Annotated in this window: 25 protein-coding genes and 1 tRNA gene; 13 read left to right on the forward strand and 13 right to left on the reverse strand. The window is 59.7% G+C overall.

Annotation, left to right across the window (positions count from 1 at the left end; translation table 11 throughout):
- Positions 1-76 precede the first annotated feature (76 nt).
- Positions 77-1,450 (reverse strand): aminotransferase-like domain-containing protein, encoded by a 1,374-nt coding sequence (locus FHL07_RS02530; protein ID WP_095020051.1) that lies wholly within the window; start codon positions 1,448-1,450, stop codon positions 77-79.
- Positions 1,451-1,535: 85 nt separating this feature from the next.
- Between FHL07_RS02530 and FHL07_RS02535 the strand changes: the two genes are divergently transcribed.
- The 7 genes from FHL07_RS02535 to FHL07_RS02565 all read left to right on the forward strand — a co-directional run bounded on the left by FHL07_RS02535 (position 1,536) and on the right by FHL07_RS02565 (position 6,246).
- Positions 1,536-2,501: a threonine dehydratase gene (locus FHL07_RS02535; protein WP_095000444.1), complete on the forward strand. Its 966-nt coding sequence runs from the start codon at positions 1,536-1,538 to the stop codon at positions 2,499-2,501.
- Positions 2,502-2,516: 15 nt separating this feature from the next.
- Entirely contained in the window at positions 2,517-2,972 is a 456-nt protein-coding gene (locus FHL07_RS02540; protein WP_138738056.1) for a GNAT family N-acetyltransferase, read from the forward strand.
- 26 nt (positions 2,973-2,998) lie between these two features.
- On the forward strand, positions 2,999-3,400 hold the full coding sequence (locus FHL07_RS02545) for a hypothetical protein (protein ID WP_095000642.1): 402 nt from the start codon (positions 2,999-3,001) through the stop codon (positions 3,398-3,400).
- A gap of 126 nt (positions 3,401-3,526) precedes the next feature.
- Complete coding sequence (locus FHL07_RS02550) at positions 3,527-3,871, forward strand: hypothetical protein (protein WP_095000446.1); 345 nt, start codon at positions 3,527-3,529, stop codon at positions 3,869-3,871.
- Positions 3,872-3,918: 47 nt separating this feature from the next.
- A complete protein-coding gene (locus FHL07_RS02555; protein WP_138738057.1) occupies positions 3,919-4,473 on the forward strand; it encodes a UPF0149 family protein in 555 nt (184 codons plus the stop codon).
- Positions 4,474-4,664: 191 nt separating this feature from the next.
- A complete protein-coding gene (locus tag FHL07_RS02560) occupies positions 4,665-5,345 on the forward strand; it encodes a GNAT family N-acetyltransferase (protein WP_138738058.1) in 681 nt (226 codons plus the stop codon).
- 49 nt (positions 5,346-5,394) lie between these two features.
- On the forward strand, positions 5,395-6,246 hold the full coding sequence (locus FHL07_RS02565) for a CAP domain-containing protein (RefSeq protein ID WP_095000449.1): 852 nt from the start codon (positions 5,395-5,397) through the stop codon (positions 6,244-6,246).
- Positions 6,247-6,326: 80 nt separating this feature from the next.
- Here the strand turns inward: FHL07_RS02565 and mqo are convergent, their stop codons facing one another.
- Entirely contained in the window at positions 6,327-7,973 is a 1,647-nt protein-coding gene (gene mqo / locus FHL07_RS02570) for a malate dehydrogenase (quinone) (RefSeq protein WP_095000450.1), read from the reverse strand.
- Between the two features lie 411 nt (positions 7,974-8,384).
- On the opposite strand from mqo, the gene FHL07_RS02575 reads away from it, so the two are divergent.
- A complete protein-coding gene (locus FHL07_RS02575) occupies positions 8,385-8,756 on the forward strand; it encodes a hypothetical protein (RefSeq protein WP_095000451.1) in 372 nt (123 codons plus the stop codon).
- Positions 8,757-8,759: 3 nt separating this feature from the next.
- Entirely contained in the window at positions 8,760-8,942 is a 183-nt protein-coding gene (locus FHL07_RS02580; protein ID WP_095018063.1) for a DUF1289 domain-containing protein, read from the forward strand.
- A 5-nt stretch (positions 8,943-8,947) separates the two neighbouring features.
- Here FHL07_RS02580 and yghX read toward each other — a convergent pair whose 3' ends face one another.
- Positions 8,948-9,832: a YghX family hydrolase gene (gene yghX / locus FHL07_RS02585; protein ID WP_095039077.1), complete on the reverse strand. Its 885-nt coding sequence runs from the start codon at positions 9,830-9,832 to the stop codon at positions 8,948-8,950.
- A 150-nt stretch (positions 9,833-9,982) separates the two neighbouring features.
- Between yghX and FHL07_RS02590 the strand changes: the two genes are divergently transcribed.
- Complete coding sequence (locus FHL07_RS02590; protein WP_095039076.1) at positions 9,983-10,453, forward strand: FAD/FMN-containing dehydrogenase; 471 nt, start codon at positions 9,983-9,985, stop codon at positions 10,451-10,453.
- Positions 10,454-10,479: 26 nt separating this feature from the next.
- On the opposite strand, the gene FHL07_RS02595 is transcribed toward FHL07_RS02590, so the two are convergent.
- On the reverse strand, positions 10,480-11,169 hold the full coding sequence (locus FHL07_RS02595) for an HAD-IA family hydrolase (RefSeq protein WP_138738059.1): 690 nt from the start codon (positions 11,167-11,169) through the stop codon (positions 10,480-10,482).
- A gap of 204 nt (positions 11,170-11,373) precedes the next feature.
- Here FHL07_RS02595 and aroE point away from each other — a divergent pair, with 204 nt between their 5' ends.
- The 3 genes from aroE to FHL07_RS02610 all read left to right on the forward strand — a co-directional run bounded on the left by aroE (position 11,374) and on the right by FHL07_RS02610 (position 14,327).
- Entirely contained in the window at positions 11,374-12,189 is an 816-nt protein-coding gene (gene aroE / locus FHL07_RS02600; RefSeq protein ID WP_138738060.1) for a shikimate dehydrogenase, read from the forward strand.
- A 60-nt stretch (positions 12,190-12,249) separates the two neighbouring features.
- Complete coding sequence (locus tag FHL07_RS02605) at positions 12,250-13,692, forward strand: MFS transporter (protein ID WP_095000457.1); 1,443 nt, start codon at positions 12,250-12,252, stop codon at positions 13,690-13,692.
- A gap of 257 nt (positions 13,693-13,949) precedes the next feature.
- Positions 13,950-14,327 carry a DUF1640 domain-containing protein gene (locus tag FHL07_RS02610; protein ID WP_095000458.1) on the forward strand — a complete coding sequence of 126 codons (378 nt, stop codon included), beginning with the start codon at positions 13,950-13,952 and terminating at the stop codon, positions 14,325-14,327.
- Between the two features lie 243 nt (positions 14,328-14,570).
- Here FHL07_RS02610 and FHL07_RS02620 read toward each other — a convergent pair whose 3' ends face one another.
- From FHL07_RS02620 to FHL07_RS02660, 9 genes are all read right to left on the reverse strand, one after another.
- Positions 14,571-15,755, reverse strand: a complete 1,185-nt coding sequence (locus tag FHL07_RS02620; RefSeq protein WP_138738061.1) for a type III PLP-dependent enzyme — start codon at positions 15,753-15,755, stop codon at positions 14,571-14,573.
- Positions 15,752-17,512 (reverse strand): IucA/IucC family protein, encoded by a 1,761-nt coding sequence (locus tag FHL07_RS02625; protein WP_138738062.1) that lies wholly within the window; start codon positions 17,510-17,512, stop codon positions 15,752-15,754. Before FHL07_RS02625 ends, FHL07_RS02620 begins: the two co-directional genes overlap by 4 nt.
- Positions 17,509-18,651, reverse strand: a complete 1,143-nt coding sequence (locus tag FHL07_RS02630) for an MFS transporter (RefSeq protein WP_133144515.1) — start codon at positions 18,649-18,651, stop codon at positions 17,509-17,511. Before FHL07_RS02630 ends, FHL07_RS02625 begins: the two co-directional genes overlap by 4 nt.
- Positions 18,636-20,417: an IucA/IucC family protein gene (locus FHL07_RS02635; protein WP_138738063.1), complete on the reverse strand. Its 1,782-nt coding sequence runs from the start codon at positions 20,415-20,417 to the stop codon at positions 18,636-18,638. The genes FHL07_RS02630 and FHL07_RS02635 overlap by 16 nt, the downstream gene beginning before the upstream one ends.
- Complete coding sequence (locus tag FHL07_RS02640) at positions 20,414-21,613, reverse strand: ATP-grasp domain-containing protein (RefSeq protein ID WP_138738064.1); 1,200 nt, start codon at positions 21,611-21,613, stop codon at positions 20,414-20,416. The genes FHL07_RS02635 and FHL07_RS02640 overlap by 4 nt, the downstream gene beginning before the upstream one ends.
- Before the next feature lie 74 nt (positions 21,614-21,687).
- The gene (locus tag FHL07_RS02645; RefSeq protein ID WP_095024765.1) at positions 21,688-23,775 is read right to left on the reverse strand and encodes a TonB-dependent receptor family protein; all 2,088 of its coding nucleotides are present in this window, start codon (positions 23,773-23,775) and stop codon (positions 21,688-21,690) included.
- A gap of 17 nt (positions 23,776-23,792) precedes the next feature.
- A complete protein-coding gene (locus FHL07_RS02650; RefSeq protein WP_095000464.1) occupies positions 23,793-24,503 on the reverse strand; it encodes an HpcH/HpaI aldolase family protein in 711 nt (236 codons plus the stop codon).
- Between the two features lie 301 nt (positions 24,504-24,804).
- A tRNA-Asn gene (locus tag FHL07_RS02655) sits at positions 24,805-24,880 on the reverse strand.
- A 65-nt stretch (positions 24,881-24,945) separates the two neighbouring features.
- Positions 24,946-26,142, reverse strand: a complete 1,197-nt coding sequence (locus FHL07_RS02660; RefSeq protein WP_095023547.1) for an amino acid aminotransferase — start codon at positions 26,140-26,142, stop codon at positions 24,946-24,948.
- Positions 26,143-26,298 lie beyond the last annotated feature (156 nt).

The following is a 26,298-nucleotide window of genomic DNA, read 5'->3' on the forward strand; positions in this document are numbered from 1 at the left end:
GTTCCTTGGTTAGCCAGATGAAAAGCCCCTCACCCTAACGCGCTGCGGCAGGGAGAGGGGACTTGATTGGGAGACGCTAAAGTTTGTTTGCTGGTTGCGGCCTGTTCCCTCTCCCTCCTGCAGAGGGCTGCAAACCCGCAATCCTTTCCAGCGCCACTTTCAAAGCCTGGACACTGGCAGCCGCCGTCAGGCTGATGCGCACCGCATGGCCAGCGCTGGACTTCACCGCAAATACATCCGCCGGCACCACCTCAACGCCAACGGCGCGACACGCCTCGGCGCCGTCTTCCACAGTCACCCAGATATGCGGTGATGGCGTGTCTGTCTGATACATCGCAGCCCCCAAAAACTTTTTTGCCAGACGCCAGCGCCGGCTCACTTCCAGGGTTTGCCACTCCAGCCGCGCTTGTGCTGTGCCATCACTGATCCATTGGCAGGCGATGGCCTGGCACAGCGGCGATACCCCCCAGTGCGCCGACTGCGCATAGGGATCAATACGCGCCAGCAGCTGTGGGTTAGCCACAATCCAGCCCAGGCGCACTCCCGCCGCAACGGTCTTGGACAAACTGGTGACCAGCACTGCGAGCTCGGGCAAAAAGCGGTACAACGGCGGGCTATCGGTCAGCGCACCATAGACATCGTCTTCAATCACCTGCACACCATGGCGTCGGGCAATATCGGCAATCGCCAGCCTGCGCTCAACGCTCATCACCGCCGAAGTCGGGTTTTGCAGGGTCGGGGTCAGTATGGCAACCCGCGCACCCGTGGCGCGGATCATCCGGTCAAAGTCCTGCGCCAGGATCCCTTCCCGATCCATCGCGACGCCATGCATGGGCAAACGCAACTGTGCGCAGGCAGCCTTGATTCCCGGCGCAGTAAAGGCTTCAACCAGTACCGCATCGCCTGCCTGGCATAACGACAGCAGCACCGTAAACAGCCCTTGCTGGGCGCCGGTGCAGAGCATGATGTTGTCCACGCTCAAGTCCAGCCCGCGGCCCTTGAGCCAGGCCGCGCCCTGTGCCCGTGCCTGCAACAGATCCGCAGCGCTCAAATAACCCTGCAAGCGGATCGCCTGGTTACTGTCGAGCAACCAGGACAAGGCCAACCCATCCTCTTCGCCAAGATGGTCAATGGCGGGCAGGTTGGTTCGCAGGTCGATACGGGGTGTCTGCTCATCGGCGTGTTGCAGCCTGAACAGCGTCGCCTCCTGGCTGCTGGCCAGCACATAGGTACCACGCCCTACCTCACCCGAAACCAGATGCCGCCTGGCCGCCTCGCGATAAGCCTGCATCGTGGTACTGGGGTTCCAGCCCAGCGCCCAGGCCAGACGCCGCTGGGGTGGCAAACGTGCACCGGGTTGCAGTTCGCCGCAGGCGATGGCCCGGGTGATTGCATCGACCAGCGCAAGATAGCGCGGCTGGTCTGTGTCATTGAGGGTTGGCATCCACATTTATTGTTGGCCATGCAATATAAGGGTCGGCCCATACAATGCGACGTGCCTAGAATCGAGTCAAATCCCTCGATGACGGTGTGCCATGTTTGATTTGAATGCCCTTCGCCTTGCAGCCCATACCGTGCACCAGACCCTGGCGCCCACACCGCAACTGGCCTGGCCTTTGCTGACCGAACGCATGGGTTGCACGGTATGGGTCAAGCATGAAAACCACACGCCCACCGGTGCCTTCAAAGTGCGCGGCGGCCTGTTATATGTGCAGGGGTTGCTGGCCCGCGAACCGGGCACCAAAGGCCTGGTCACAGCCACACGCGGCAATCACGGCCAGAGCCTCGCACTGGCAGCGCGCAGCGTAGGCCTTCCAATCCGGATCGTGGTGCCGGAAGGCAACTCGGTGGAAAAGAATGCCGCCATGCGTGCCCTCGGCGCTACCGTGATTGAATGCGGCAAGGATTTTGACGAGGCCCGCACCCATGCGGCGGTGCTGGCACACACTTATAAATTGCACCTGGTCCCCGCCTTCCATCCCGACCTGATTCGCGGCGTGGCCACTTATGCGCTGGAGTTGCTAGAAGCAGTGGAAGAACTGGACACAGTGTATGTCCCCATCGGCATGGGCTCGGGCATTTGCGGGCTGATCCAGGCCCGCGACTTGCTGGGCCTGAAGACCGAGATTGTCGGTGTGGTGTCTGCGCACGCCGATGCTTATGCGCAAAGTGTCGAGCAGGGCCGTGTGGTCTGCACCGAGTCGGCCCACACGTTTGCTGACGGGCTGGCTTGTCGCCAACCGCTGCCCGAGGCGCTGGAAATTATTGCCAAGGGCGCGGCGCGGGTGATTCGGGTGTCCGACCAGCAGATCGCCCATGCGATTCGGGTCTACCATGAAACCACCCATAACACCGCTGAAGGCGCAGGCGCCGCCGCGCTGGCCGGCCTGATCAGCGAGCGCTCAAGGCAAAAAGGGCGCCGGGTTGCACTGATCCTGAGCGGCGCCAACATTGACCGCCTGCTGTATGCCGCCATTCTGGCCAACAGCGCTGACGCATGACCTAAAGGAGTGTGTATGCAGTACCTGATTCGCCGCGCCACACCGGGCGATGCCCAGGCCATCAGCAAGGTGGTGATTGCCGCCTTGCGCGAATCCAATGCCCGGGACTATTCCCCCGAGGTGATCACCCGGATCGGGCAGAACTTCTGCCCGGCCTCGATTCTGAAGTTGATGCAGCAGCGCCAGATGTACGTGGCCGTACACGAACACCATGTAGTGGGAACTGCCAGCCTGGATCACGCGGTGGTGCGCAGTGTGTTCGTCAATCCGGGCCATCAGGACCGAGGCATAGGCCAGCAATTGATGGCACGCATCAAGGAGGCGGCCATTGTTGCGCAGATTCAAGAGCTGCGGGTACCCTCCTCGCTTACGGCCGAGTCCTTCTACGCGCAACTGGGCTTTGCGAAAGTACGCGACGAGTTCCATGGGGACGAGCGCACCGTGATCATGGCCCTGCGTCTGGACGACTAAATCCCGGGGCAGCTATGCTGAGCCTGATGACTTCTTCTGCGTCGCTGCGCTCACCCTGCCCACCCGGCGCCTGCATCTGCGAGCGGGAGCAACTGTTGGCGACACCTGGCACCGACCTGCGCATCCTCAACCTCACGCGTCAGGCCGAGAAAGTGCTGATCGAGCGGCTGGAAAACCTGAAAAGCTTCGACGATCTTGAACATATGCAGCGCCGCATGCACGAGCAACTGGGCATTGAAGTACTGATCGACCCCGGCGTCACAGAAGTGCGTACCATGCGAGGCATTGCGATACACCTCGCCGAGCAACCGGGCCTGTGCCGAAAAACCCGACAGGCAATCCCGGCCGCCATCCGCCGGGCGCTGGAGAAACGACCTGAAATTGCCTGGAAACTGCTGGATGGTCACGGCTTGTTTAGCGACCCCTAAATCGGCTCTGAACAAGGGCTTTAACCCCGGAAAAGGTCATATTTTGCGGCATATGAACAAATTCGCTTGCCATAACCCGAATCTCTGCCCTATAAGCGCGTCTTTTAAATTAACTGAGTCATACCAATGAGTGCCGGATTCACCGAGGACGACATGCGCAGAGCGCTCGGCCTTGATCTGCCTGCTGCCCCGGTTCAACCTGAAGTTGAACCGGCTCCTGCCAAAACCATCCCTGCTCCGAAAAAAGCTGCGGCACCTGCCAAAGCGCCATCACCTGTGCCGAAAAAGCGCAGCGGGCCTGTCCTGCGCGTCACCATGCGGGTGACCAAGGTATTTGACGGCGATGAAAGCCTGTTTGTCCATGACTCCAAGGATTTGAGCCGATTCAACGCCGAGCAAGAGGCGAAAAAAGCCCTGGCCAAGGCTGGCTTTAAATACTTTGAACTCGAGTCTATTGTTTCGGTGGACTGAGTCTGCCGCAGACCACCCGTTTTGCCGCCACACCAAGGAGCCCGAACATGCAATCGCAACCCCTGAACGCCAGCGACTTTGACGTGATCGAAAACACGCTGCTCAAATACGGCGACGATCACTCCGTGCTCAACCCTTCGGAGCTCGACGGTTATTTCACCGCACTGGTTTCAAGCCCGACTCAGGTCGATATCGCCGACTGGTTCCCGGCAATCTGGGGCGGTCAGAACCCGGCCTGGGAAAAGCCTGAGGAAGCCAAACAGTTCATCGAACTGAGCGTTCGCCATATCAATACCCTGGCCCGGCAACTGGCTGAGGACAGCAGCGCATTTGTTCCGCGTTTCGAGCAGACCGAACATCTGGGCCAGGATGTAACCCTGGCGGAAGAATGGTGTTTTGGTTACACACGTGCGGTGGCCATCAGCAACTGGCCAGCACTTCCGGCGCCGCAAGCACGCTTGCTCCAGGCCATCGCCGACTGCGCCGAGCAGGACAACTTCGAACTGCCCGACGACCTCGACGTTGCCGCCCACCAGCAAAGCGTTGCCGCCATTGCCCCTGCGGCCCGGGCGCTGCATGACTTCTGGTTGAGCCAGCGCTGAGCTCGGCGAAGCTGATTTTGATTTTGTAGCAGCTGCCGAAGGCTGCGTCCGGCGGCGAAGCCGTCGTAAAATCAGCCACCGCGATTATCCAGATAAACCTTGCACTGCGCATTTACGATCGCTTCGCAATCGGACGCAGCCTTCGGCAGCTGCTACGAATTGTGCTGCGGCACACTATAGAAACCATCCCCATGACCACCCTCAGCCATTTCGATTCCCCGGTCAGCGAACCGATCAACAGCCAGATCCTGCAGCTCGTGGTCGATCACCTGAGCGATATCAGTGCGATGGAAATCGCCCCGAGCAATCTGCTGTACAGCATTTATCAGTACGCCATCGGCTTTGAAGTGCATCTGTACCTGCAGGCACTCGACGGCACCAAAGGCATTGCGGTCGAGCTGATTGTCGCCACCGATGCCCAGGACCCGGAAAAAGTAACGGGCTTCGCCTTGTACCTGCCTTTCAAGGACGACCCCCAGGCCTGCGGCATTGCCTATATGGCCGAGCTGGCCAGCCACCGCCATCTGGGGGTGAGCCGTTCGATGCTCGAGGAAGTCGTGCGCCGCTACCCTCACACCGAGCTGACTTGCAGTGTGACCAAGGTTGCGGAATTCGAGGCAATGGGGCTGCAAGTCATCGGTACCCGCGGCCCGCAAGTGCTGATGAACACCCGTGACCATAGCAGCGACGGCCTGATGGCCGTGCTCGACGTCGCCGCGATCTACCAGTCCACCGAAGTGCGCCAGATCCATACCTACCTGCTGCAACGCAACGGCAAAAAGGCCATGCTCGACGCCGAGAAGAAACGTGATCGCCAGATCGATCAACTGACCGCCCGGGCCAAAGCCTTTGTGGCCCTGGCAAAAGACTAAAGGGGCGAAATAACGCATCATGGTTGCACTCCGTTAAGAGGGAACCCGTATGCGCGCTCACTTCACCCTGCCCCGTCTCGGCGCCTTGACACTGAGTCTGGTGTTCAGCGCTGGCGCCGTGGCCAGCGAAGAATCGCAACTGATCGACTCGATCAATGCTTACCGCAGCCAGATTCAATTGTGCGCAGGGCAGGCCTCGCAAGAGTTGCCGCCACTGTCGGCCGACACCCGCCTGGTGCTGCCGGCCAGCAGTTTTGGCGATTTGCAGCAAGCCCTGGCACAGGCGGCATACCCGATGGTCAACGTACAGGCGATCAACCTGTCAGGCCCCCGTGACGCCCAGGCCGCCATGAAAGCCGTGCAGGAAAGCTTTTGCCGCGTGGTGCTGGACCCGCAATTTGTCGATATCGGCGTCAGCCACGACCAGCGTGACTGGCGCATCGTTCTGGCCCGTCCGCTGCTGGCGGCACGCCTGGGAGACTGGCAGGCCGAAGGCCAGAAAGTCCTCGAGATGCTCAACAGCGCCCGTAACCAACCCCGCCAATGCGGCACCCAGGCCTTCGGTCCTGCCGCGCCCCTGACCTGGAACACCACCCTGGCTAGCGCTGCCGAGAGTCATTCACGGGACATGGCCAACAATAACTACTTCGATCACAAGGGCCGCGATGGCAGCACCCCGGGGGATCGCGCTGAACTGGCGGGCTATATCGCGCAGCAGATCGGTGAAAATATCGCCGCCGGGCAGGACACCACGCGCAAGCTGGTCGACGGCTGGCTGGCCAGCCCTGGTCATTGCGCCAACGTGATGAATCCCGGGTTTCGCGAGCTGGGCGCAGCCTACGCGGTAGACCCAAAAAGTGATGCAGGAATTTACTGGACGGCCCTGTTCGGGACGCAGTGAGGTATTGCGAAGGGGTTGAGCGAGGCGGTAACGCGAGATAAAGCAGCCCCACCCGAGCAGCGTCGGGTGGGGCCGTTTTTTTACAGCGCCATGTCAGCCGCTGGGTTGCTTGGAGCAGGCTTTGCCGGCTCCGTAGCAGGCGTTGCAGTGTGAGTTGCCGCCGGGATTGCCGGTGGTGGAGTCAATTGCAGGACTTCAGCCGTGTAGGCCCACTCTTGGGCAACGCGATCAGGATCGCCGTTCAGCTTGGTGCCATAGCTCGGCACGATCTGGTGCAGCTTCGCTTGCCACTCCGGTGTTGCAACCTTGTCCTTGAACACGGTTTCAAGCACGGTCAGCATGATCGGTGCAGCCGTGGAGGCACCCGGGGATGCGCCCAGCAGACCGGCGATGCTGCCATCTTTGGCGCTGACAATCTCGGTACCGAGTTTCAGCACGCCGCCCTTCTCTTCGTCACGCTTGATGATCTGCACGCGCTGACCGGCCTGCCACAGGCGCCAGTCTTCGGACTTGGCGTTCGGGAAGTACTCTTTCAACGCATTGAAGCGGTCTTCGTCCGACAGCATCAGCTGGCCGGCCAGGTATTCAACCAGTGGGTACTGTTCGATACCCACTTTGGTCATTGGCCAGATGTTGTGCGGGGTGGTGCTGGTCAGCAGGTCGAAGTACGAACCTTCTTTCAGGAACTTGGTCGAGAAAGTCGCGAACGGGCCAAACAGGATAACGCGCTTGCCATCCAGCACGCGGGTGTCCAGGTGCGGAACCGACATCGGTGGCGCACCAACCGAAGCCTTGCCGTAGGCCTTGGCCAGATGCTGCTCGGCAACAGTCGGGTTATCGGTTACCAGGAACGAGCCGCCAACCGGGAAGCCTGCGTATTCCTTGGCTTCAGGAATGCCGGACTTCTGCAGCAGGTGCAGGGCACCGCCGCCAGCGCCGATAAAGACGAACTTGGCGTCAGTTTCGGTTTTGCTGCCATCTTTCAGGTTTTTGTACACCACGCGCCACGAACCATCTTCATTGCGCTTGATGTCTTCAACTTCGCTCGACAGTTTCAGCGAGAAGTTAGGCTTGGTTTGCAGGTAAGCCGCGAACTGGCGTGTGATTTCGCCGAAATTCACGTCAGTACCGATCGGAGACCAGGTGGCCGCGACTTTCTGGTTGGGATCGCGCCCTTCCATCATCAACGGAACCCACTTCTTGATCTGCACTGGATCTTCGGAGTACTGCATGCCCGCGAACAGAGGGCTGGCCTGCAGGGCTTCATAGCGCTTTTTCAAGAACTTGATGTTGTCATCGCCCCACACAAAACTCATGTGCGGCGTGGAGTTGATAAACGAGCGCGGATCTTTCAGTACGCCGTTCTTGACCTGCCACGACCAGAACTGACGCGATACCTGGAAAGCTTCATTGATTTCAATGGCCTTCGGGATTTCAACGTTGCCGTTCTTGTCTTCCGGCGTGTAGTTCAGCTCAGCCAGGGCGGAGTGACCGGTACCTGCGTTGTTCCAGCCGTTGGAGCTTTCCAGGGCAACGCCATCGAGACGTTCAATCATCTCCATGGACATGCCGGGTTCCAGCTCGTTGAGCCATACACCCAGTGTAGCGCTCATGATGCCGCCGCCGATCAGCAGTACATCCACGTGTTTAGGTTCTGCCGCATGCACGGAGGTAATCCCCATGGTCAGCGCCAGGCCCAGTAGCCCCTTGTTCATTTTTTTTAACATGTTGTAGTACCTAAGATAAAACGCCATCTGCCCGGCACTCGGTGCCTGAATTTGCCTGACCCACTACAGACGGTCACCTGCAATCGAGCCAGCTTCAAGCCCCGAACGGGCAGACATATAAGGCCTGTGCACGTTACAGACCTCACTTCATGTACCTTGGGCGCTGATCTCTTGTTGGTCTTGGCTTCAGCTACTTGGGTAACATTTTGGGTACAGCGGATGTGACTCCCTTGATGTCCGGCCTGCTCGCGGCTCCTTCCGGGGAACCTGCGTGGGCATGACGCTCCAGGGCGGCCAGCCGACTTACCGCGACATTCTACCTCAGGTGGCACTCTGGGCGAAGCAGCAGTAGCCAAGCCCCGCGCTCAGGTATAATCGTGTCTTTGCCCCGCCTATCAACAGGATTCACCCATGTCTTTAAGCAAACGCACCCAGGCACAGATCGAACGTCGCCTGATCACCTCCCTGACCGAGGCCTGTGAAACGGCCAAATCACAGATCCCGGGGTTTGCCTGGTTGACCCATGTTGTTGACTACGAGGCCTTCCCGGCCAGCCTGAAGGTGGTCTGGGTGTTCGATACGCAAGCCAGCAAAGACTTCGCCCTGGCCGATGGCGAGGCGCGCTATATGGGTGAGCTGACGGCCCAGGCGCTGGCGGATGCCGGTGTAAAGGTGCGTAACGGCTCGGCCCATGTATTCTTCGATTCAGAAGAAGAGTGCCAGCGCAGTTGTGGCGGCAACTGGCCCAAGCGCCTGGCGCAAAAACAGACCGGACGCAGTTGAACTGTGGCAAAAGACATTGAAAACCCGTGCATTGCAGTTTGCCAGTTAAGTGGTGAGCTCTGCGTGAGCTGCGGTCGAACCCGGGAAGATATCCGCAAGTGGCGGGGCATGAAGCGCCCGGAAAAAATGGCCGCCGTGCAGCGCGCCAGCGCTCGGCTCAAGAGCCTGCGCAAGAAGAACGGCTAAGCCCGCTACGCCAGATACTTGCCGAACCAGCCCAGGGTCCTGTTCCAGGCCAGAGTAGCCGCGGCTTCATCGTAGCGAGGCGTCGAGTCGTTATGAAAGCCGTGATTCACTCCCGGGTAGATATGCGCTTCATGGACTTTACCGTTGCTGTTCAACGCCTGCTCAAAAGCTGGCCAGCCGTCATTGATCCGTGTATCCAGCCCGGCGTAGTGCAGCATCAACGGTGCCTGGATACGGGCGACCTCGTCTGCACCGGGCTGGCGCCCGTAAAACGACACTGCAGCTCCCAGCTCCGGGTAGGCCACTGCCGCCGCATTGGCCACCCCGCCGCCATAGCAGAACCCGGTAATCCCAACTTTGCCGGTACTGGCATCATGCTGCATCAACCACTCCACCGCCGCGAAGAAGTCATTCATCAGCCTGGCAGGGTCGACTTTTTGCTGCAACGCCAGGCCTTGCTCATCATTGCCGGGATATCCGCCCACTGACGTCAGGCCATCGGGTGCCAGAGCGATATATCCCGCCTTGCCCAGGCGCCGGGCAACATCTTCTATGTAAGGATTCAGCCCGCGGTTCTCATGCACCACCACCACGGCCGGCAGCTTGCCCGCTGCCTTGGCTGGCCGCACCAGATAACCGCGCACCTGGCCGTTGCCCCTGGGCGATGGATACATGATGTACTCGGCAATGATATCCGGGTCGGTAAAGGAGACCTGCTCGGCGAGTGCGTAGTCTGGGCTCAACGCCGTCAGCACCGATAACGCAGTGGTGCCCAGGGCGAATACAGCAGCACGGTCAAGAAACTCGCGACGGTTGATCTTGCCGTGGGCGTAGTAGTCATAAAGCTCAAGCAATTCAGGGGCAAAGTCTTTCGCTGTCAGACGCGTCATCTTGGCGTTTCCTTGGGCCGGTAGCGCTTAACCATAGAGCAATTTGTAGCTAAATGCGTCTCAGACCTTTTACCTTGTGCTGTGGGATACCATACCGGCCATGCCTGAAACCTGTCAGGCCAGAACCATTAACTGAAGGGGTATCAAACGGTGAGAATTGCACTTGTGCTGTTGTTGAGCGCGTTTTCCATGCTGGCCCAGGCCGCGAATATCGGTGAGCGCCTGACGCCATGGACCCTGAACGACCAGCATGACCAACCCTACACCCTGGACGAAAAAACCCAGGTGCTGCTGGTAGCGCGCAACATGGACGGCTCCAAGCTGGTCAAGGCTGCGCTGGAAAACCAGGCCAAGGGCTACCTGGAAGCACGCAATGTGGTGTTTCTCGCCGATGTGCAGCGCATGCCCTCGCTGATCGGCAAATTTATCGCCATCCCGGCCATGCGTGACTACAGCTACCGTGTTGTGCTTGACCGCGACGGGGCTGTTGCCGCCCAGTACCCCGGTGCCGAAGACAAGGTACTGTGGCTGCAACTGGAGAGTGGCAAACTAATGTCGCAGCAAGAGTTTTCCAGCGCCGACGAATTGCGTGCGGCACTGGAAAAACTGCCGGTGCAATAATCGCGTGTAAGGGATCTGGCTAGCACTTATCGCATCGGCGGCAAACCATAAGCCGCCAGATCAAAGTCGGCCAGCTGGCGGATGATCAGGTCGGCATGCGTGTACTTGCTGTCGGCCATGGCTACATCAGGTACGGCAATCGCAGTCATGTTGGCGGCTTTGGCAGCCGTTACCCCGAAAGGCGAATCTTCGAATACCAGGCAGTGCTCGGGCGCAACACCCAGGCGCCGTGCCGCCGTCAGGAAGATATCCGGTGCAGGCTTGGCTGCCCCCACTTCAGGGTCGTCAGCGGTGACAATGGTGTCGAACAGCTCAAACCACTCACCATGCAAGGTGGTTTTGTGGGCAAAGGAATGTTGCGATGAACTGGTGCCCACGGCAATTGGCACCTTGTGGGCCTTGAGATGGCGCACCAGCGCCTCGGCACCCGGCATGCCCGTGGCTTTGGGGAAGCGTTCTTTTAGCAACGGCTCGCGGACAACCAGAAATTCCTGCGCGGTGATCGGCAATTCCAGCGCCTTGACCAGAAATTCTGCCAGGTCCAGGGCGCCACGGCCGATGATGTGCTGCTTGATGCTCCAGTCAAAGGTGCGACCGTAGCGTTCGGCGATGATCTGCGTGACTTCGGTGTAAATACCCTCAGTATCCAGCAATAACCCGTCCATATCGAAAATCACGGCCTTGATCGGGCCGACAGCAGCACGCGGTGTAGTCATCACAACAAATCCGTTGGCAGGAAGGATTCAGCACCATAACACCGGGAGAAGCACAATGTGCTGCAGTCATCGCCAATCATCAAGTCTCAGCTGGTGATCAGCATCCGTGATCACGGCATCACCATATACGATTGGCACACTGCGCTGCAGGGGTTGAAAGTGGGCTTATTGCCCCACTCATAAATCCAATACTAGGAGGCACGCATGCCCCAGTCCCTGCCAACCCTGTGCGGTTCGATCATGGGCTCGCCCTTTTCTCTCTCTGCGAAAATCCACAATGCGGCCTACGCGGCCCTGGGCCTGGACTACACCTTCGTCTGCTTCGGCATCGAGGACCCGGTGGCGGGCGTCGCGGCCATCCGCACATTGGGTGTGCGCGGCATGAACGTGTCCATGCCCTACAAAACCGTCGTGATGGAGCATTTGGACGCGATCGATGAATCCGCGCTGGTCATTGGCGCGGTCAACACCATCAATAACATCGACGGCGTTCTCACCGGCTACAACACCGACTACCTGGGTGCAGTACGCGCCCTGCAGGAAGTCTGCGAGCTCAATAACCAGCGTGTTGCCGTAATCGGCGCCGGTGGCGCAGCGCGGGCCGTGGTCTTTGGCTGCCTGCAAGCGGCAGCCCGGGTCACGGTGTTCAACCGCAGCAGTGAGCGTGGCCAGGCGCTGGCCGCAGATCTGGGTGCACGCTGGGGCGGCAGTGTCGAGGCCTTCGCAGCCCGGGATTTCGACATCGTGATCAATGCCACCAGCGTGGGCTTCAGGCAGCCCGACAGCAATCCGCTGGACGGGCTGCTGGCCAGCCATCTGATCGTCATGGATGTAGCCTTTATGCCCGTGCGTACCGCCTTGCTTCTGCAAGCCGCCGCGCTGGGCTGCCGCACCGTGTCCGGCACACGCATGCTGGTGCAGCAGGCCTGCCGGCAAATCGAGTTGTACACCGGCATGGAGGCCCCCATCGACATCATGGAGCAGGCCATGCTCGATGAAATCCAGAGGTTGAAATTGTAAGAAATCCTGCTGCCTATCGATAACAAGATGCCGTAAAGGCGCCTACCAGAAGGTACCAACATGACTCACGATCATGCTTCATCTGATATTGAATTGGTCCCCGAAAGCCCGGAACACAAAAAAGACCTGCACCGCGCCGCCTGGGCCTGCTCCCTGGGCAGCGCGCTGGAATACTACGACTTTGCCCTCTACACCCTGGCAGCGGCGCTGATTTTCGGGCCGCTGTTCTTTCCTGAACAAACCCGCACCATGAGCCTGATTGCCAGCTTCGGCACCTACTTCCTGGGCTTCGCGATAAGGCCATTGGGTGGTGTGCTGTTCGGCATGATCGGCGACCGCGTGGGACGCAAGTTCGTGCTCACTTCCACGGTGTTGCTGATGGGTATTTCCAGCACCCTGATCGGTGCCCTGCCCACGTTTGATCAAGTCGGCTACCTGGCCCCGGTGCTGCTGGTGGTGCTGCGTTTGCTCCAGGGCCTCGGTGCAGGTGCCGAACAGGCCGGCGCGGCAGTGATGATGACCGAGTATGCACCCCCGGGCCGACGCGGTTTTTACGCTGCCCTGCCCTTCCTTGGCATTCAACTGGGCACCATCCTTGCCGCGCTGGTGTACTTCATGGTTATCAGCAGCAGTGACAACGTGCTCGAAAGCGGGTTGTGGCGCATACCGTTCTTCAGCAGCGTGGTGATCGTCGCCCTGGGCCTTTACATGCGCCTGTCGCTCAAGGAGTCGCCGACCTTTATCCGCCTCAAGGCCCTCAAGCGCGTCTGCGACAACCCGCTAAAAAGTGCGATGAAACACTCAAAACCGACGCTGCTGCTGGGCATTGGCCTACGCCTGGGAGAAAACGGCGGGTCTTCGATTTATCAGGCCCTGGCGGTGAGTTACATCGTTGGTGTGGTCGGCCTGCAAGGGCCGGTGGGCGTGCTCACCTTGATCTGCGCCGCCAGCCTGGGTGCTCTGACCGTGCCGATTGCCGGTAAACTCAGCGACCGTTTTGGCCGTGTAGTGGTGTACCGGGCCTTTGCGCTGCTGCAACTGGCACTGGCGTTCCCGGTATGGTGGATACTGAGCCAGGGCAATGTGATCGCGAGCATTATTGCTATCTCTATCGCGCTGGGCATCGGCACCTGGGGCATGTTCGGCACCCAGGCGGCGCTGATGCCTGAACTGTTCGGCTCGCGCCACCGCTATATGGGCGTATCCATTGCCCGGGAAGCCTCGGCGGTGATTGCTGGCGGTATTGCGCCCTTGATTGGCGCCGGGCTGATCGCTCTGGTCGTGGCCAGTCACGATGGCGATGCCAGCGCCGGTATCGGCGCCTGGTTGCCGATTGCCTGCTACCTGTCGCTGCTGACGCTGATCACCCTGTACACCACCTTCAAGACCCCGGAAACCCTCAACCGAGATCTGGACGAGCCCCGTGATGCCTGGGAAATGCTGCCTGCTCACAACGCTCCGCAGATGACGCCACAGCCGGTGGTGCAACCGACGCCACGCTGATGCTGCGTGCTGCAACCTGACTCATGCAAAGAGCCTGCTGACTGCAGGCTTTTTTGCGCCAGCACGATGCTGCTCTACTCGTAATCATAATCGGTCACCAGAAATACCACCGCGACTGACGCAACGCTAAGAAAGGTCTGACTGTATTGATTCGGGATAAAAGTAGAATCTCAGGCAAGGAGTGAATCGCCCTCACAGTGACAGGAGTCAGGCGTCAGATGGCGGCCCGACGTCACTTGCCAATCGCAGGAGACAATATGAAATCATCCATTACCCTTTACGACGCGCTGACATCCATCAGTATGCCTTCAGGTAAAACTAAAGCCGTTGTCGAAGCCTGGGAGAATGAAGTGAAAGATCTCGCCTCCAAATCAGACCTGGGGCAAACCGAACGGCACCTGAAAGCCTCCATTTCAGAATTGGGCGCTGAACTGCGCGTTCTGATAAGGGAGCAAGGTGTAGAGCTCAGGTCATCCGTCAAGGAACAAGGCCTCGAACTGCGCTCGTCAATTACTGCGCTGGAGGCCCAGGGCAAGATTGTTCACTGGCAGTTCGGCATCATCTTCATTTGCATCAGCGTGCCATCGATCAAATTGGGATATGACTTTCTCAACAGGGCTTTACTGGGGGAGTAAAGCCCTGGCAAACCTTGGTGATGACTTCAACTGAACAGCCCTCCATCATTATGGGCTGTTCAGTATCCGGCTTGGGCTTGAAGCAGCTTGCGCATGAAAACCCGGGCAAAGCCGTATTGCGTGGCCCTGTGGGATTCCTGATAACCGAGCTCTTTATAGAGTTCGATGCATACCAGGAATCAGCGTGGATGGCTGATTGCCAAGGATGGAGTTGCCGGCACCCTGGCTGGCAACTCCATGGCATCACCCGTCGATAAACACTTTCAGAGGCGGTTCGTGCATCAGGAAGTTCTGGTGCGAGATATTCCAGGCATAGGCACCCGCCAGGCTAAACACCAGCAGGTCACCAATCGCCAGTTGCGCAACAGGTTGCTGCCTGGCCAGCACATCCTTGGGCGTGCACAACTGGCCTACCAGGGTGACGTCCTGACCGCTTATCTGCGGGGGGTTTGTGCCCCGCATAACCGTGAACGGATGGTTATGGTCTTGCGCTGCAGGCGTGCGGAAATGATGAGTGCCGCCTCGACCAATGGCAAAAAACTCGCCGTGGCTGCTTTTGATATCCAGCACCTGCATGACGTAATAGCCGCAGGCTGCGCTGATAAAGCGACCAATTTCGAAGCGGATTCGGGTCGCGCCCATGCCGAACTCATCAACCAGCCCCTTGAGCCCCTGACAAAACCTTGGCCAGTCGAACGACTGCGCCGGGTTCTGGTAGTTGATGCCCATGCCGCCGCCGACATTCAGCACGGGCAGTTGCAGGTCGTGGTCGACACACAACTGGCGGAAAGTCAGGAAGTAGCTGCGTATCAACTCAAGGTGCGCATCGACATCCAGCTGGTGTGACAGCATATGAAAGTGCAGCCCCTTGAGCTCCAGAGACGGCTCTTCGCGCAACAATTGCAGTGCACTTGCCAGCCCCTGCTCGTCCAGCCCGAACGGCGTGGGCTTGCCGCCCATGACCAGCCTGCTCTGCGGTGCCTGCGTCAGCTTGAGGTTCAAGCGCAACATCAGCGCAGCCCTCACGCCACGCTGGCGAGCGATGCGCGCCAGACTGCGAAGCTCGGTCACGCTCTCTACATGAAACGCCGAGACGCTGTACTGCATGGCGATATCCAGTTCACGATCAAGCTTGCCCGGGCCGCCAAAGATCAGTGGCTCGTCGGGGCACTGCTCATGCAGCCAGGCCAGCTCCCCGCCCGAGGCCGCTTCGAAACCGTCTACCCACGGTGCAAGGGTTTTCAACACCCGCGCCTCCGGGTTGGCCTTGGCGGCATAGAACAATTCGCAGTTAACGGGCAGCACGGCGCGCATTGCCTTTATATGCTGTTCAAGGGCAGGCAAGTCGTAGACATAGGCACACAATGGCCCCTCGTGTTCAGCCTTGAGCTGATCGATACAGCGGGTGACAGCGACAGGAAGAGTCATGCGCACTTACTCTTTGCAATAAACGCCAACGGGCTGGGCAGCTGGGTGTAACCCGCTTCGCGATCGGCGCGCATCATCAGACGGGTCATAAAGTTTTCCTTGCCGGGGAATGGCGCACCGGCGCACAACTCGCGCAGCTGCTGCGGATGACCGAGAAGCGCGCACTGTTCGTGCAACAGCTCGCCGGTGCGCGTCCACAACTGTTGTTCCAGAGCATCGCTACCATTGGCCAGATGAAAAATCGCCTCGCCCAGATTATTCACCAGCGCACAGTAAGCCACCCGCTGCCAGGCCTTTTGCGCGCTGTAGTACACCGAGTTGCGGGTACGCTCGTCGAGCGCGCTCAAGCGTTCTGCCGGCCAGATTTCAGGAACCAGCTTGGTGCCCTCCAGATCGCGGATCCACACCCGGTTCGGCAAGCCGTCCTGAGCAAAGCCGACAACCGTGTTTTGTAAATGCGGCTCCAGCGCCACCCCCTGACGGAACAGGCAGTGCAGCACGCCGCCGAGCATTTTCGCGGCATAGGCATCCAGCCAGTTGAGCGTGGCCTGCTCAATGCCCAGGCCGGTGATGTCGGCATAACGTCGAACCTGGTGACGACAGACACTGCGACCTTGCAAGTCCCAGGTAAACAGCGCCATTGCCACCTGCGGCTGATACGCCCCGCGATCGGCCATGGACAGGTTTTCCCGGTAAACGATACCGAAGCATTCGGTGACTTCGCGGGCCTGCTCCAGCGTACCCAAAGCACCGAGATCAAGGCTGGAGGCTGCGGGCTCGGGCATCAGCAAAAAGCCCGGCTGCCGGATTGCCAGCTCGCTCATGACCGGCCGGAGCAGATGAGTCAGGGCCACGGCACTGTCCAGCTCATACCAGGCATTCTTGCGTACGCAATTGGTCAGCCGCACATGCATCGAGAACTTCATGAAATAAGCCAGTTGCGGGTGGTAGAGCGTACGCACCGACGAGGTCGGGAACATGGCCTGACCCAGAGGGCCGAGGTATTCGATCAGACCCTGCTGTTGCGCCCGCTGCACCAGCGGATCGGCCAGTATGCGGGCGACTTCCCAGGGGTGACACGGATAGGCGTCGTCGCGCCCCGACAGTTGCTGCAGGGTACTGCGCGGGTCCTCACCCTGATGGCGAAACAGCGCCGGGTCGATCTTGAACCAGTGCAACTGAAAACACGCCCCAACCTCAGGCGAGCAGGCCAGCAAATCGTTATGGGATATACCCTCGCGGCTTTTCGGTGTCGGGTGCAGGGCATGCCCCCAGAGCTGATGCTGCTCGGATGCCAGCAGGCTGTCGGCAGCTTCGTTGGCCGGACGGGAATGACGCAGGAAGGCCCGGGTGATCTGCAGGCTGTTGGCGAACTGTTGCAGCATCTCGCCGACACGCCCGGCACCACTCAGTGGTGTACACAGAAGGCTGGCCAGTTCCCGGGCTTCCAGTGGCCGCCAGCCCTGCTGGTTGCCCTTGAAATAAGGCGCGCCGATGTAATGACAGCGGCCCAACAGGCTGGCGCTGTCGATGCGCACCACCAAACGGCCGCCCGGCAGGTTGATGCTGATGCAACGAGCGCCGGCCTGACGCAGGCTCATCGGCACATCCTGTGCCTGGTAGTTCAGATCGGCATCGTTGCGCGGCAATGCATATTCGCGCAAATAGCAATTGAGCAGGCACTCGATGGCATGGCGCTGGGCTTCACCATCAAGGGCATGGTCATTCAGGGACAAGGTATTGGGAACGAACGTCATGCCGGAATCTCCCGGGAAGTGATCATTAGAGGGCGCGCCATGACCATGGCGGCCATGGCAGCCAGGCAGGCAACCAGAAAGGGGGATGCAATGCCGCAGGTCTGAGTGACCAGAGCAGCCGTAACACCGGCAGCGGTACCGGCCCATTTGCCGCTGGAGTCAAACCAGCCGAACAGGCGCCCTGCACTGCCTTGCCGGCTGCGCTGACTAAGGCAGCGGTGCAGCCCGACAAAGCTGAGCAGCATGCCCGCGCCACTGAGCAGACGCAGGGCGAACAACGGCTCTGCCTGCACGCTCCAGAATTGCAGCGCATTGCTGATCGCCAGCAGCGCCAGCCCCGGCAACAGGACGTTGCCCTGATACTTGTGGACCCAGGGCAAGGCCAGCAGATAAACCAAATGCGGCAGGCTGTAGAGCACACCGATCAAGGTGTCGTTACCTATCCCCAATTGTTCACCGTATGGCATGAAGTAGGGAAAGGTGACCACCATGGCGAAGCTGAACAGAAACTGCACCGCCAGCAGGCGCGCCATGTCGGCTGGCAGTTGGCCTGGCGGCGGTTTTCGTTTGCTGTCCAGGGCATGCCCGGGCTTGTCGTTGGGCAGTGCCAACACCAGAACAAAAGCCAGCAGTGGCAACCACGCCAGCCAGCTGTAAAGGTTGATGCCCAAGCCCCGGGAGGTCAGCAGCCCCAGCAGGATCGGGCCGCTGATCATTGCCAGCCGTGCCGAATACTGAGTCCAGTTCAGGGCGCGGGACAGCCCGGAGCCCTTGAGCTGGGTCGACAGGTAGGCGTTGGAGGCCGCCATTGCTCCGCCGAAGGTGCCCTGGATAACCAATGCCAGCACGAACACGGTCAGATTGGGGCTCAAGCCTGCCAGCAGAAAACCCGCGAACAACCCGGCATGGGCGCGCAGCAACGACAGACGACAACCGTTGCGATCGGCCCAGCGCCCCCATACTGGCGCGGCCAGGGCGGTGCACAGGGTTGGCAGGACAAACAGCACGCCGATGGCCCATCCCGGCGTGCCGGGCGCGAGGTCGCCCAGGATGCGCGGTAGATAGAGCGGAATCCCCAGCGCCGTAAAGGCCGACAGGTAATGCCCCAACAAGACGCTGGCGATTAAACGGCGCTGCATGGCACCTCCTCCAGCAGGAAATTCGCCGCGCTGTAGCCATAGAACTTGTTGATATCACTGGCACCGGAATGCGCCTTGCTGAACAGGCTGCCGGCGCTGAGCAGGTACTTGACCGGCAACCTTGGGCTGTCGAGCAACCAGCGGCGTGCGTCGTCACAGTTGATGCCTTCGGCTTCGAGTTGCTGCAGACAACCGCTCAAGCCCCGGCGCAGTGTGTCGTACAGGCTGGCTTGAGGCGCCAGCCCCGCTGCCGCAATGGCCTGCAAAATAGCGACGATATTCAGTTGCAGGGTGATGGTGCAGAACATCTCGGCCAAAGGCTGACTGCTGTTGACACGAATGCGCTCATCCTGCAAGGCGGCTGGCAGCCCGGCCAGATCCGCACAAGCTGCAGCGAAACGTTGCGGCCAAAGGCGCGCGGCGTCGTTGTCCTTCATCAACAGGCGCATTGGCCGGCCGTGTTCGAATATCAGCACGGCGTTCTGCTGGTTGGCCTCAAGCGCGATGCCGTATCGCAGCCACAGCCGTAGATGAACCTGCAGTAACAGGTCAAGGTAGTCGTCGAGCCAGTGTTGCAGGGAGCCGGCATAAAAACCCTCTACCAGCTGTTCGAGGAACAGGCGCCCACCCGCAAGAGGGCTGGCCAGTGCAGCCACCGGCACCAGTGTGGTGTGCTCCAGCCCCGCCGGATAGCGGCGCACGATATAGGCCAGATGACGGCTTTGGGCGACATGACCGCCGTGTTGTTCATCTACGTGCAAATAGCGTGATCCCAACTCCGGATCTCGCCTGGCGAGCGCCTGCAAGGTGGTTTCAAACCAGTGGCCGTCGTACAGGGTGGTCGGTTTGATCAGACGCAGATTGCGCGCGCCCAGGGTACTGACCAGCAACGGTAATTTGATATGCCAATGAGGCTGATCAATGCACACCACCGTACGCACGGACAGCGTCGGCTCAACCTGCATGGCCGTGCGTGGCGCCTTGAGTGCGCCCTCAGGCAAGCCATACTGTTCAAGCACAGCCCAGGTCAACGGATGCACCGGCAGCAGTGAGTGGCTGTTGTGCAAAGTGCCTGGCAAGCCTACTTCCTCGAAACCCGGCCAGTGCGGCGGCTGCACACTGGTGAGGGTCATGGCCTGCTTGGGGATCGCCAGCCAGTTGAGTTCGAAACGCGGTGCAAACTCCGGCGCATAGCGTTCAAGGGCTGCGTCATCGAAGCCGCTTTTGGCCCGTGCAGTCGGGTAGTACGGGTGGTCCAGATAGCTGGCCAGCTGATCAATCTTCAACAGGCGCTGCGACCAGTGCTGGAGCCCGATCACATCGCCGAGCGCGGCGGCATTGCGTTGACCGGCCTGCTTGCACAGGGTCCGGTGTTGCGTGGCGCAATCGGCCTCTTTCAGATACGCCTCGAACAACCCCAGGCTTTCAGCGTCGAGACCCTGGCTCAGGTGGCCAAGCCAGAGCGAGTAGCCACGCTGGACCTCAGGCGGGCGCTGTCGCGATACCCGGATCCAGGCATCGCCGGTAACACTCCAATCCTGCAACGGATACGCCTTGACCACTGGCAGCCACAACTCGTCAGCCGCCAGATCGGTGATCCGCAGCCAGATGCCGCTGGATTGATGCGCAAGCAGCTGATGCAACGCCTCGGGCAGCGGACAGATCCGGCCCTGACTGACAACTCCGCGGATATCTTCACGCAGGCAGCAATCGATGATGCGGCGGGTGATGTAGGCCTGATCGGCAGCTTCTGGTTGCAGGTTCATGCCACCACCCATTTCAGGTCGTTGAGGGTCGAATGCAATTGCGCATCCAGGCTCACGTCATCCGGGGCAATCAGGCGCAATACGCCGACGTAGTCCTTGTTGGAGTGGCTGATGGTCACCGTGTCGCCGGGATGTTGCAGCGCCCGGTAATCGCACCAGTGGTCTGCGGATTCGACATTGAAACTGGCACTGGCCTGATCCAGCCGCCCCGAACGCTCGGCCACCAGATAGTGCACGGTTGCCTGGGCCCGAGCCGGTTGTGCGTCGACCAGCGCCTGCCCCAGATGCAGGGCAACGATTCGGTCAAACCAGCCCTGTGGCAGCAGCCGGTCCAGCAAAAACTCGCGGCCGTCACCGATACTGCGATAGTTGATCTCGACCAGCACCGGGCCTTGTGCGGTGAGGATGAATTCGCTGTGACAAACGCCAAAATTGACCCCGAATGCCGCCACTTGCGACAGCGCTGCGGTACGCTGTGCGCTGCTTAGCGGGCCATTCCAGCGGGCAGCGAGTTCGACAAAATGGGGCGGCGCAGAAAGGCTTACGTCAAAGCCGCCAATGGCTTGCAGGCTACGACCGTCACCGAGGGTTTCAAGGGTGAACAGTGGCCCTTCCAGGTAAGCCTCCAGCAGCAGTGCACGGTCCGGTTGCTGCTCCCAGAACCGTTCACAGTAAGCACTCAGTTCAGCGGCGTTGTGACACAAGCGCACGTCCAGGCTGGCCACCCCTTCACGGGGCTTGGCCACCACTGGCCATGGCGCATCAGCAGGCAACGCGCAGCCCGAGGCAAGCACCTGGAACCACGGCCCGGGCAGACCCAGACGCTGCATGCGCTCACGCATGGCGGCCTTGTTCTTGGCGGCATGGCACAACCGCCAGTTCTTGCCGGGGCACTCGAACGCCTCCGCCACGACTGCTGTCGCGGTTTGCAGGTGATCGCTGTTGGAAAATACGGCAACCGGGCGTAAACCCTGGCCATTGAGGGTTTCGATGACCGCCAGCGGGTTGAATACATCACATTCGATCACCTGCAGCCGGTCCGGCGAAAGAGACGAGCCGGCAAGCAGGCGACGATGTTCCTGAGCATGATCGGTGATCAGCACAATTGGCAGCCCGCGCTGCTGCGCGGCTGGCATAAAGCCCTCGAGAATGGCTGGGTGTGCGACGTGAGCAAGGATGACGAATGGACGTTGCATGGCACTTTCCTGGGGGCAACAGTTGCCCGTCCCGCAGGATGGGCAACTGATTTACAAAAGCGCGTGTGCGCGGTTTAGAAGCGGTAATTGACGCCTAAGGTGAGCGAACGCTCTGGCGCGGGTTGACGACCCCAAGGGCTGGTGTCGATACCTCGGAAATAGTATTCGCGGTTGAACAGGTTACTGATGCCCGCCGAGGCGGTCAGGATGCTCTTGTCGGCCAGCGGGAACTCACGTTCGATAGCCGTGTTCCACACCCAGTAAGAAGGCAGTTCACCCACGCTGGCAGAGGCGTTTTCTTCGCGGGTATTGGCAGCGTCGGTGTAGGCCTTGCTGATGTACAGACCGTCGAGGTTGTAGGTCCAGTGCTCGGCAAAACGGTAGCGGGCATCCACCATAAACTGGTTTCGCGAGGAGTACGGCACTTCGTTGTCTTTGTAAGTGCCGTTGCGTTGTTTGGCATCGAGATAGGCATAACCGGCATGCAGGTCCAGATCACGCATGGCCTGCGGGGTCCAGAAAATATCAGTCTCGAAACCCTGATGACGTGTGCTGCCAAGGTTGTCGAAACGGTCGGTGGTGGCGTTGTAGACAATCTGGTCATCAAAGTCGATGCGGTACAGGTTGAAGTCGACACGCATGCCCTCCCACGGGGTGTAACGCACGCCAGTCTCGTAGTTCCAGGCCAGCTCGGCACCGACCGCGCCTTCCTTGACGATCTGCGTAACCTGAGGCGGACGCAGGGACTTCTGCGCGTTGGCATAGACATACCAGGCGTCGTTGGCCTGGTAACCCACGGTCAGGCCCGGCAGCCATTCTTCAGACTTGTTCTCGCGCTCGAACCCGGTGATGCCATCGCTGTAGTTCATGCGCGCGTTTTCATAGCGCGCGCCGGGGGTAATGGTCAGGCGATGATCAAGCAGGCTGATGGCGTTGCTGATGTAGAAGGCACGAGCACTGTCATCGAATTTCCAGTCGCGAAACGGTGCTGTCACCCCCGTAGCCAGACTCTGCCGGTTGACCTTGTAACTGATGTCTTCGCTGACATAGCGGGCACCGAGTAGCCAGGTCTGGCCGACGGTGTCGCCATCGATGGTGGCGCTGATGCGCGGCTCCGAACCCCAAACCTTGAAGTCACGCGGGCCGTCCTGCTTGGTCACGGCCGTACCGTCCGGAGTGAACGGCAGGCCTACGACGAAATTGCGGTAGCTGTTGTGGGCAAAGTTGGTCCAGCTGAACTCCACCGAGTCGAACGGCCCCATGGCGCCAAGACGCTGGGTGTAAGTGCCCCACACACGATCCGTGTCACCCTCGAAGCGGTCCAGCGGGCGCGTTGACTGGCGCGGGTCGTCCTTGTAGTCCTTGACGCTGAGGGCACCGGCCAGGTCCATGTCGGCCTTGTAATGCTGAACGCCGAAACTCAGATCCCGGTCATCATCGATGTTCCACTGGCCGCGCAGGCGATAGTTCTGCACATCGGTATCGGAGTGCTCGCGCCCGTATTCGCCGCTCAGGGTATTGATGTCCAGTTGCAGCCCGAAGTTGTCAGTCAGGTAGCCGCCGGTGCCCAGATAGGTATCCCACAACTGGCGCCCGCCAGCATTGAACGTGGTTTTCTCCTGCAGGGTGGTTTCCCATTCGCGGGGAATCGGCTTGCTGATGAAGTTGATCACCCCGCCGACGTTGTTTGGTCCGTATTGCACCGCTGCGCCCCCGCGCACGATATCAACCCGGTCGACCGTGGCCATGGTCATTGGGAACAGCGACAGGCCGGTCTGGCCGTAGGGTGCCAACGCGAGCGGGATGCCATCCGACAAGGCCTGGATGCGTCCGCTGCGACTCTCGTACAGGCCGCGTACCGAAATCTGGGGCAGCGCACCGGTGCCGGTCTCGTCGAAAATCTTGATACCCGGAACCCGTTGCAGCGCATCATCCAGGCCACGGGTGCTGGCTTTTTTCAGGTCGCTCGAATCGATGACGCTGCGACTCCCGGCATAGGTACGCACTTCCTGATCGCTGGCGGCACCCAGTACATCGCCCTCAATCGTCATGGGCGCCAGCTCAACGCTATGGCCGGGGGGTTGTTGATCGGCGGCCATGGCAGCCTGGCAAATACCCAGTGTCATGAGGCTCAGTGAAAAGTGTAGGGATATTGTTTTCATTGGACTACGTCGACTCATTATTGCTGTTGGAGAGAATGCAGGCGGGCTTTGAGTGCGTTATGCAGCAAGCCACGGTCTTCACCGGCCAGAAAACTGCGCACGCCGCGGGCGCGCCATAGCGCGTTCTGTTCGACGGTGCGGGGGTTGGCGCAAAAAGCGACGCCGGCGCCAAGACAGGCGTCGGCCATGCCTTGCAGGGTTTGCCAGACCCGAGGATTGAGAGGATCAGGCCCCAGGCCGAGATCGAGGGCCAGGTCCAGGGCGCCTTCCATGATCATGCCGACCCCGTCCAGTTGCAGGATGTCGCCCAGCGCGTCAACACCGGCGCGGCTTTCGATCATCGGAATGATGGGGGTCTGGCGGTTGGCCAGATCGATGTATTCGGGCAGTGGCAGGCGACCGAAGCCGGTGATGCGCCCACCGGTCATGCCGCGCTTGCCCAGGGGCGGAAAAAAGGCCGCCTCAATGGCGCGCTGGACCTGGGCGACGCTTTCAGTGCGTGACAGCACGATGGCTTCGATACCGGCGTCCAGCGCCCTGCCGATCAATTTCTCGTCCACTTGCGCCATGCGCAGCCAGGGCGAAATACCTGCGGCCTCACATGCCCGAACGCAATGCATGATGTCTTCTTCGGAGCGCAGCAAGTGCTCCAGATCAAGAATTACAAAGTCGTAGCCGGCAAACGCGAGCATCTCGCAAAGCATGGGTGAAGGCAGGGAGTTGAGCATGCCATAAACAACTTTCCCGTCTTGTAGCCGGGAAAAAACCGGAGAAGTTTTTATCACTGACACAGGTCCTTTTAGCGAGGCAGCACTGGCGCCAATAATAATCATTCTCAGATATAGGTAAACGATTTTTATTATCGAATAGCGATATTCGTGACGAACATCTTAAAAAAAACGTTTCAGGTTGTAGGAAAATGGCCATAAGCCATTGTTTTGCTGAGGTCCAGGTCCAGGAGGGAGAATCTGGACCTTGCCAAATTTCAGGCAAAAAAAAGCCGCTATCGCTAGCGGCTTTTTTACTATCTGGCTCCACGACCTGGACTCGAACCAGGGACCCAATGATTAACAGTCATTTGCTCTACCAACTGAGCTATCGCGGAATGGCGTCTATCTTACTGATATAAAAAGAGAAGTCAACACTTTTGCTGACTTCTCCCTGCATTATTCAGATGACCTGAACAATGGCGTCGGTTACCGCCTCAATGTTGCGCTGGTTCAAAGAAGCCACGCAGATTCGGCCGGTATCAAGGGCATAAATACCGAATTCGGTACGCAGACGCGTTACTTGTTCAACGGTCAGACCGGAGTACGAGAACATGCCACGCTGACGTGCAACAAAGCTGAAGTCATGCCCAGGAGCCTTTTTCGACAGCAGCTCAACCATTTGCAGACGCATGCCACGAATGCGCAGGCGCATTTCTGCCAGCTCGTCTTCCCACATCGCACGCAGCTCAGGGCTGTTAAGCACGGCTGCAGCAATGGTTGCACCGTGAGTCGGCGGGTTGGAGTAGTTGGTACGGATCACGCGCTTGACCTGGGACAGCACACGGGCGCTCTCTTCCTTCGATTCGGTGATGATCGACAGTGCACCGACACGCTCGCCGTACAGAGAAAACGACTTGGAGAACGAGCTGGAAACAAAGAAGCTCAGGCCCGAGCCGGCGAACAGGCGTACTGCTGCTGCGTCTTCGTCGATGCCGTCGCCAAAGCCCTGGTAGGCCATGTCCAGGAACGGGATCAGGCCTTTGGCCTTGACCACGTCCAGCACGTTCTGCCAGTCGGCCGGGGTCAGGTCGACACCGGTCGGGTTGTGGCAGCAAGCGTGCAGCACAACAATGGAGCCGGCGGGCAAGGCATTCAGATCTTCGAGCATGCCGGAACGGTTGACGTCATGGCTGGCGGCGTCGTAATAACGGTAGTTCTGCACCGGAAAACCGGCGGCTTCAAACAGTGCACGGTGGTTTTCCCAGCTTGGATCGCTGATCGCGACTACTGCGCCTGGCTGCAGTTGCTTAAGGAAGTCAGCACCGATTTTCAGCGCGCCCGTACCGCCAACGGCTTGAGTGGTGATCACCCGGCCAGCTGCCAGCAACGGCGACTCGGCACCGAACAACAGCTTTTGCACGGCCTGGTCGTAGGCGGCAATACCATCGATCGGCAAATAACCGCGCGACGCGTGCTGGGCAACCCGGATCGTTTCGGCTTCGACAACGGCACGCAAGAGCGGAATTCGTCCCTCTTCGTTGCAGTAAACACCAACCCCCAGGTTCACTTTGCTGGTACGGGTATCGGCGTTGAATGCTTCGTTGAGGCCCAGGATAGGATCGCGTGGTGCCATTTCGACAGCGGAGAACAGGCTCATTATTACGGCGGCTCTGAATGGGGAATGGAGGGGGTGACAACGCTCCAGCCGATTGCACTAGAGCGGTGCACAAACGGGGAGCAAGTATAAGCCCGATCAGGATTCGGGCAACAGCCTATTGCCGGTTTTACCCAAGTATTTGAGTTTATTTTCAGG

Source organism: Pseudomonas sp. FSL W7-0098 (genome assembly GCF_005930585.1).
Taxonomy (GTDB): Bacteria; Pseudomonadota; Gammaproteobacteria; order Pseudomonadales; family Pseudomonadaceae; genus Aquipseudomonas; species Aquipseudomonas bubulae.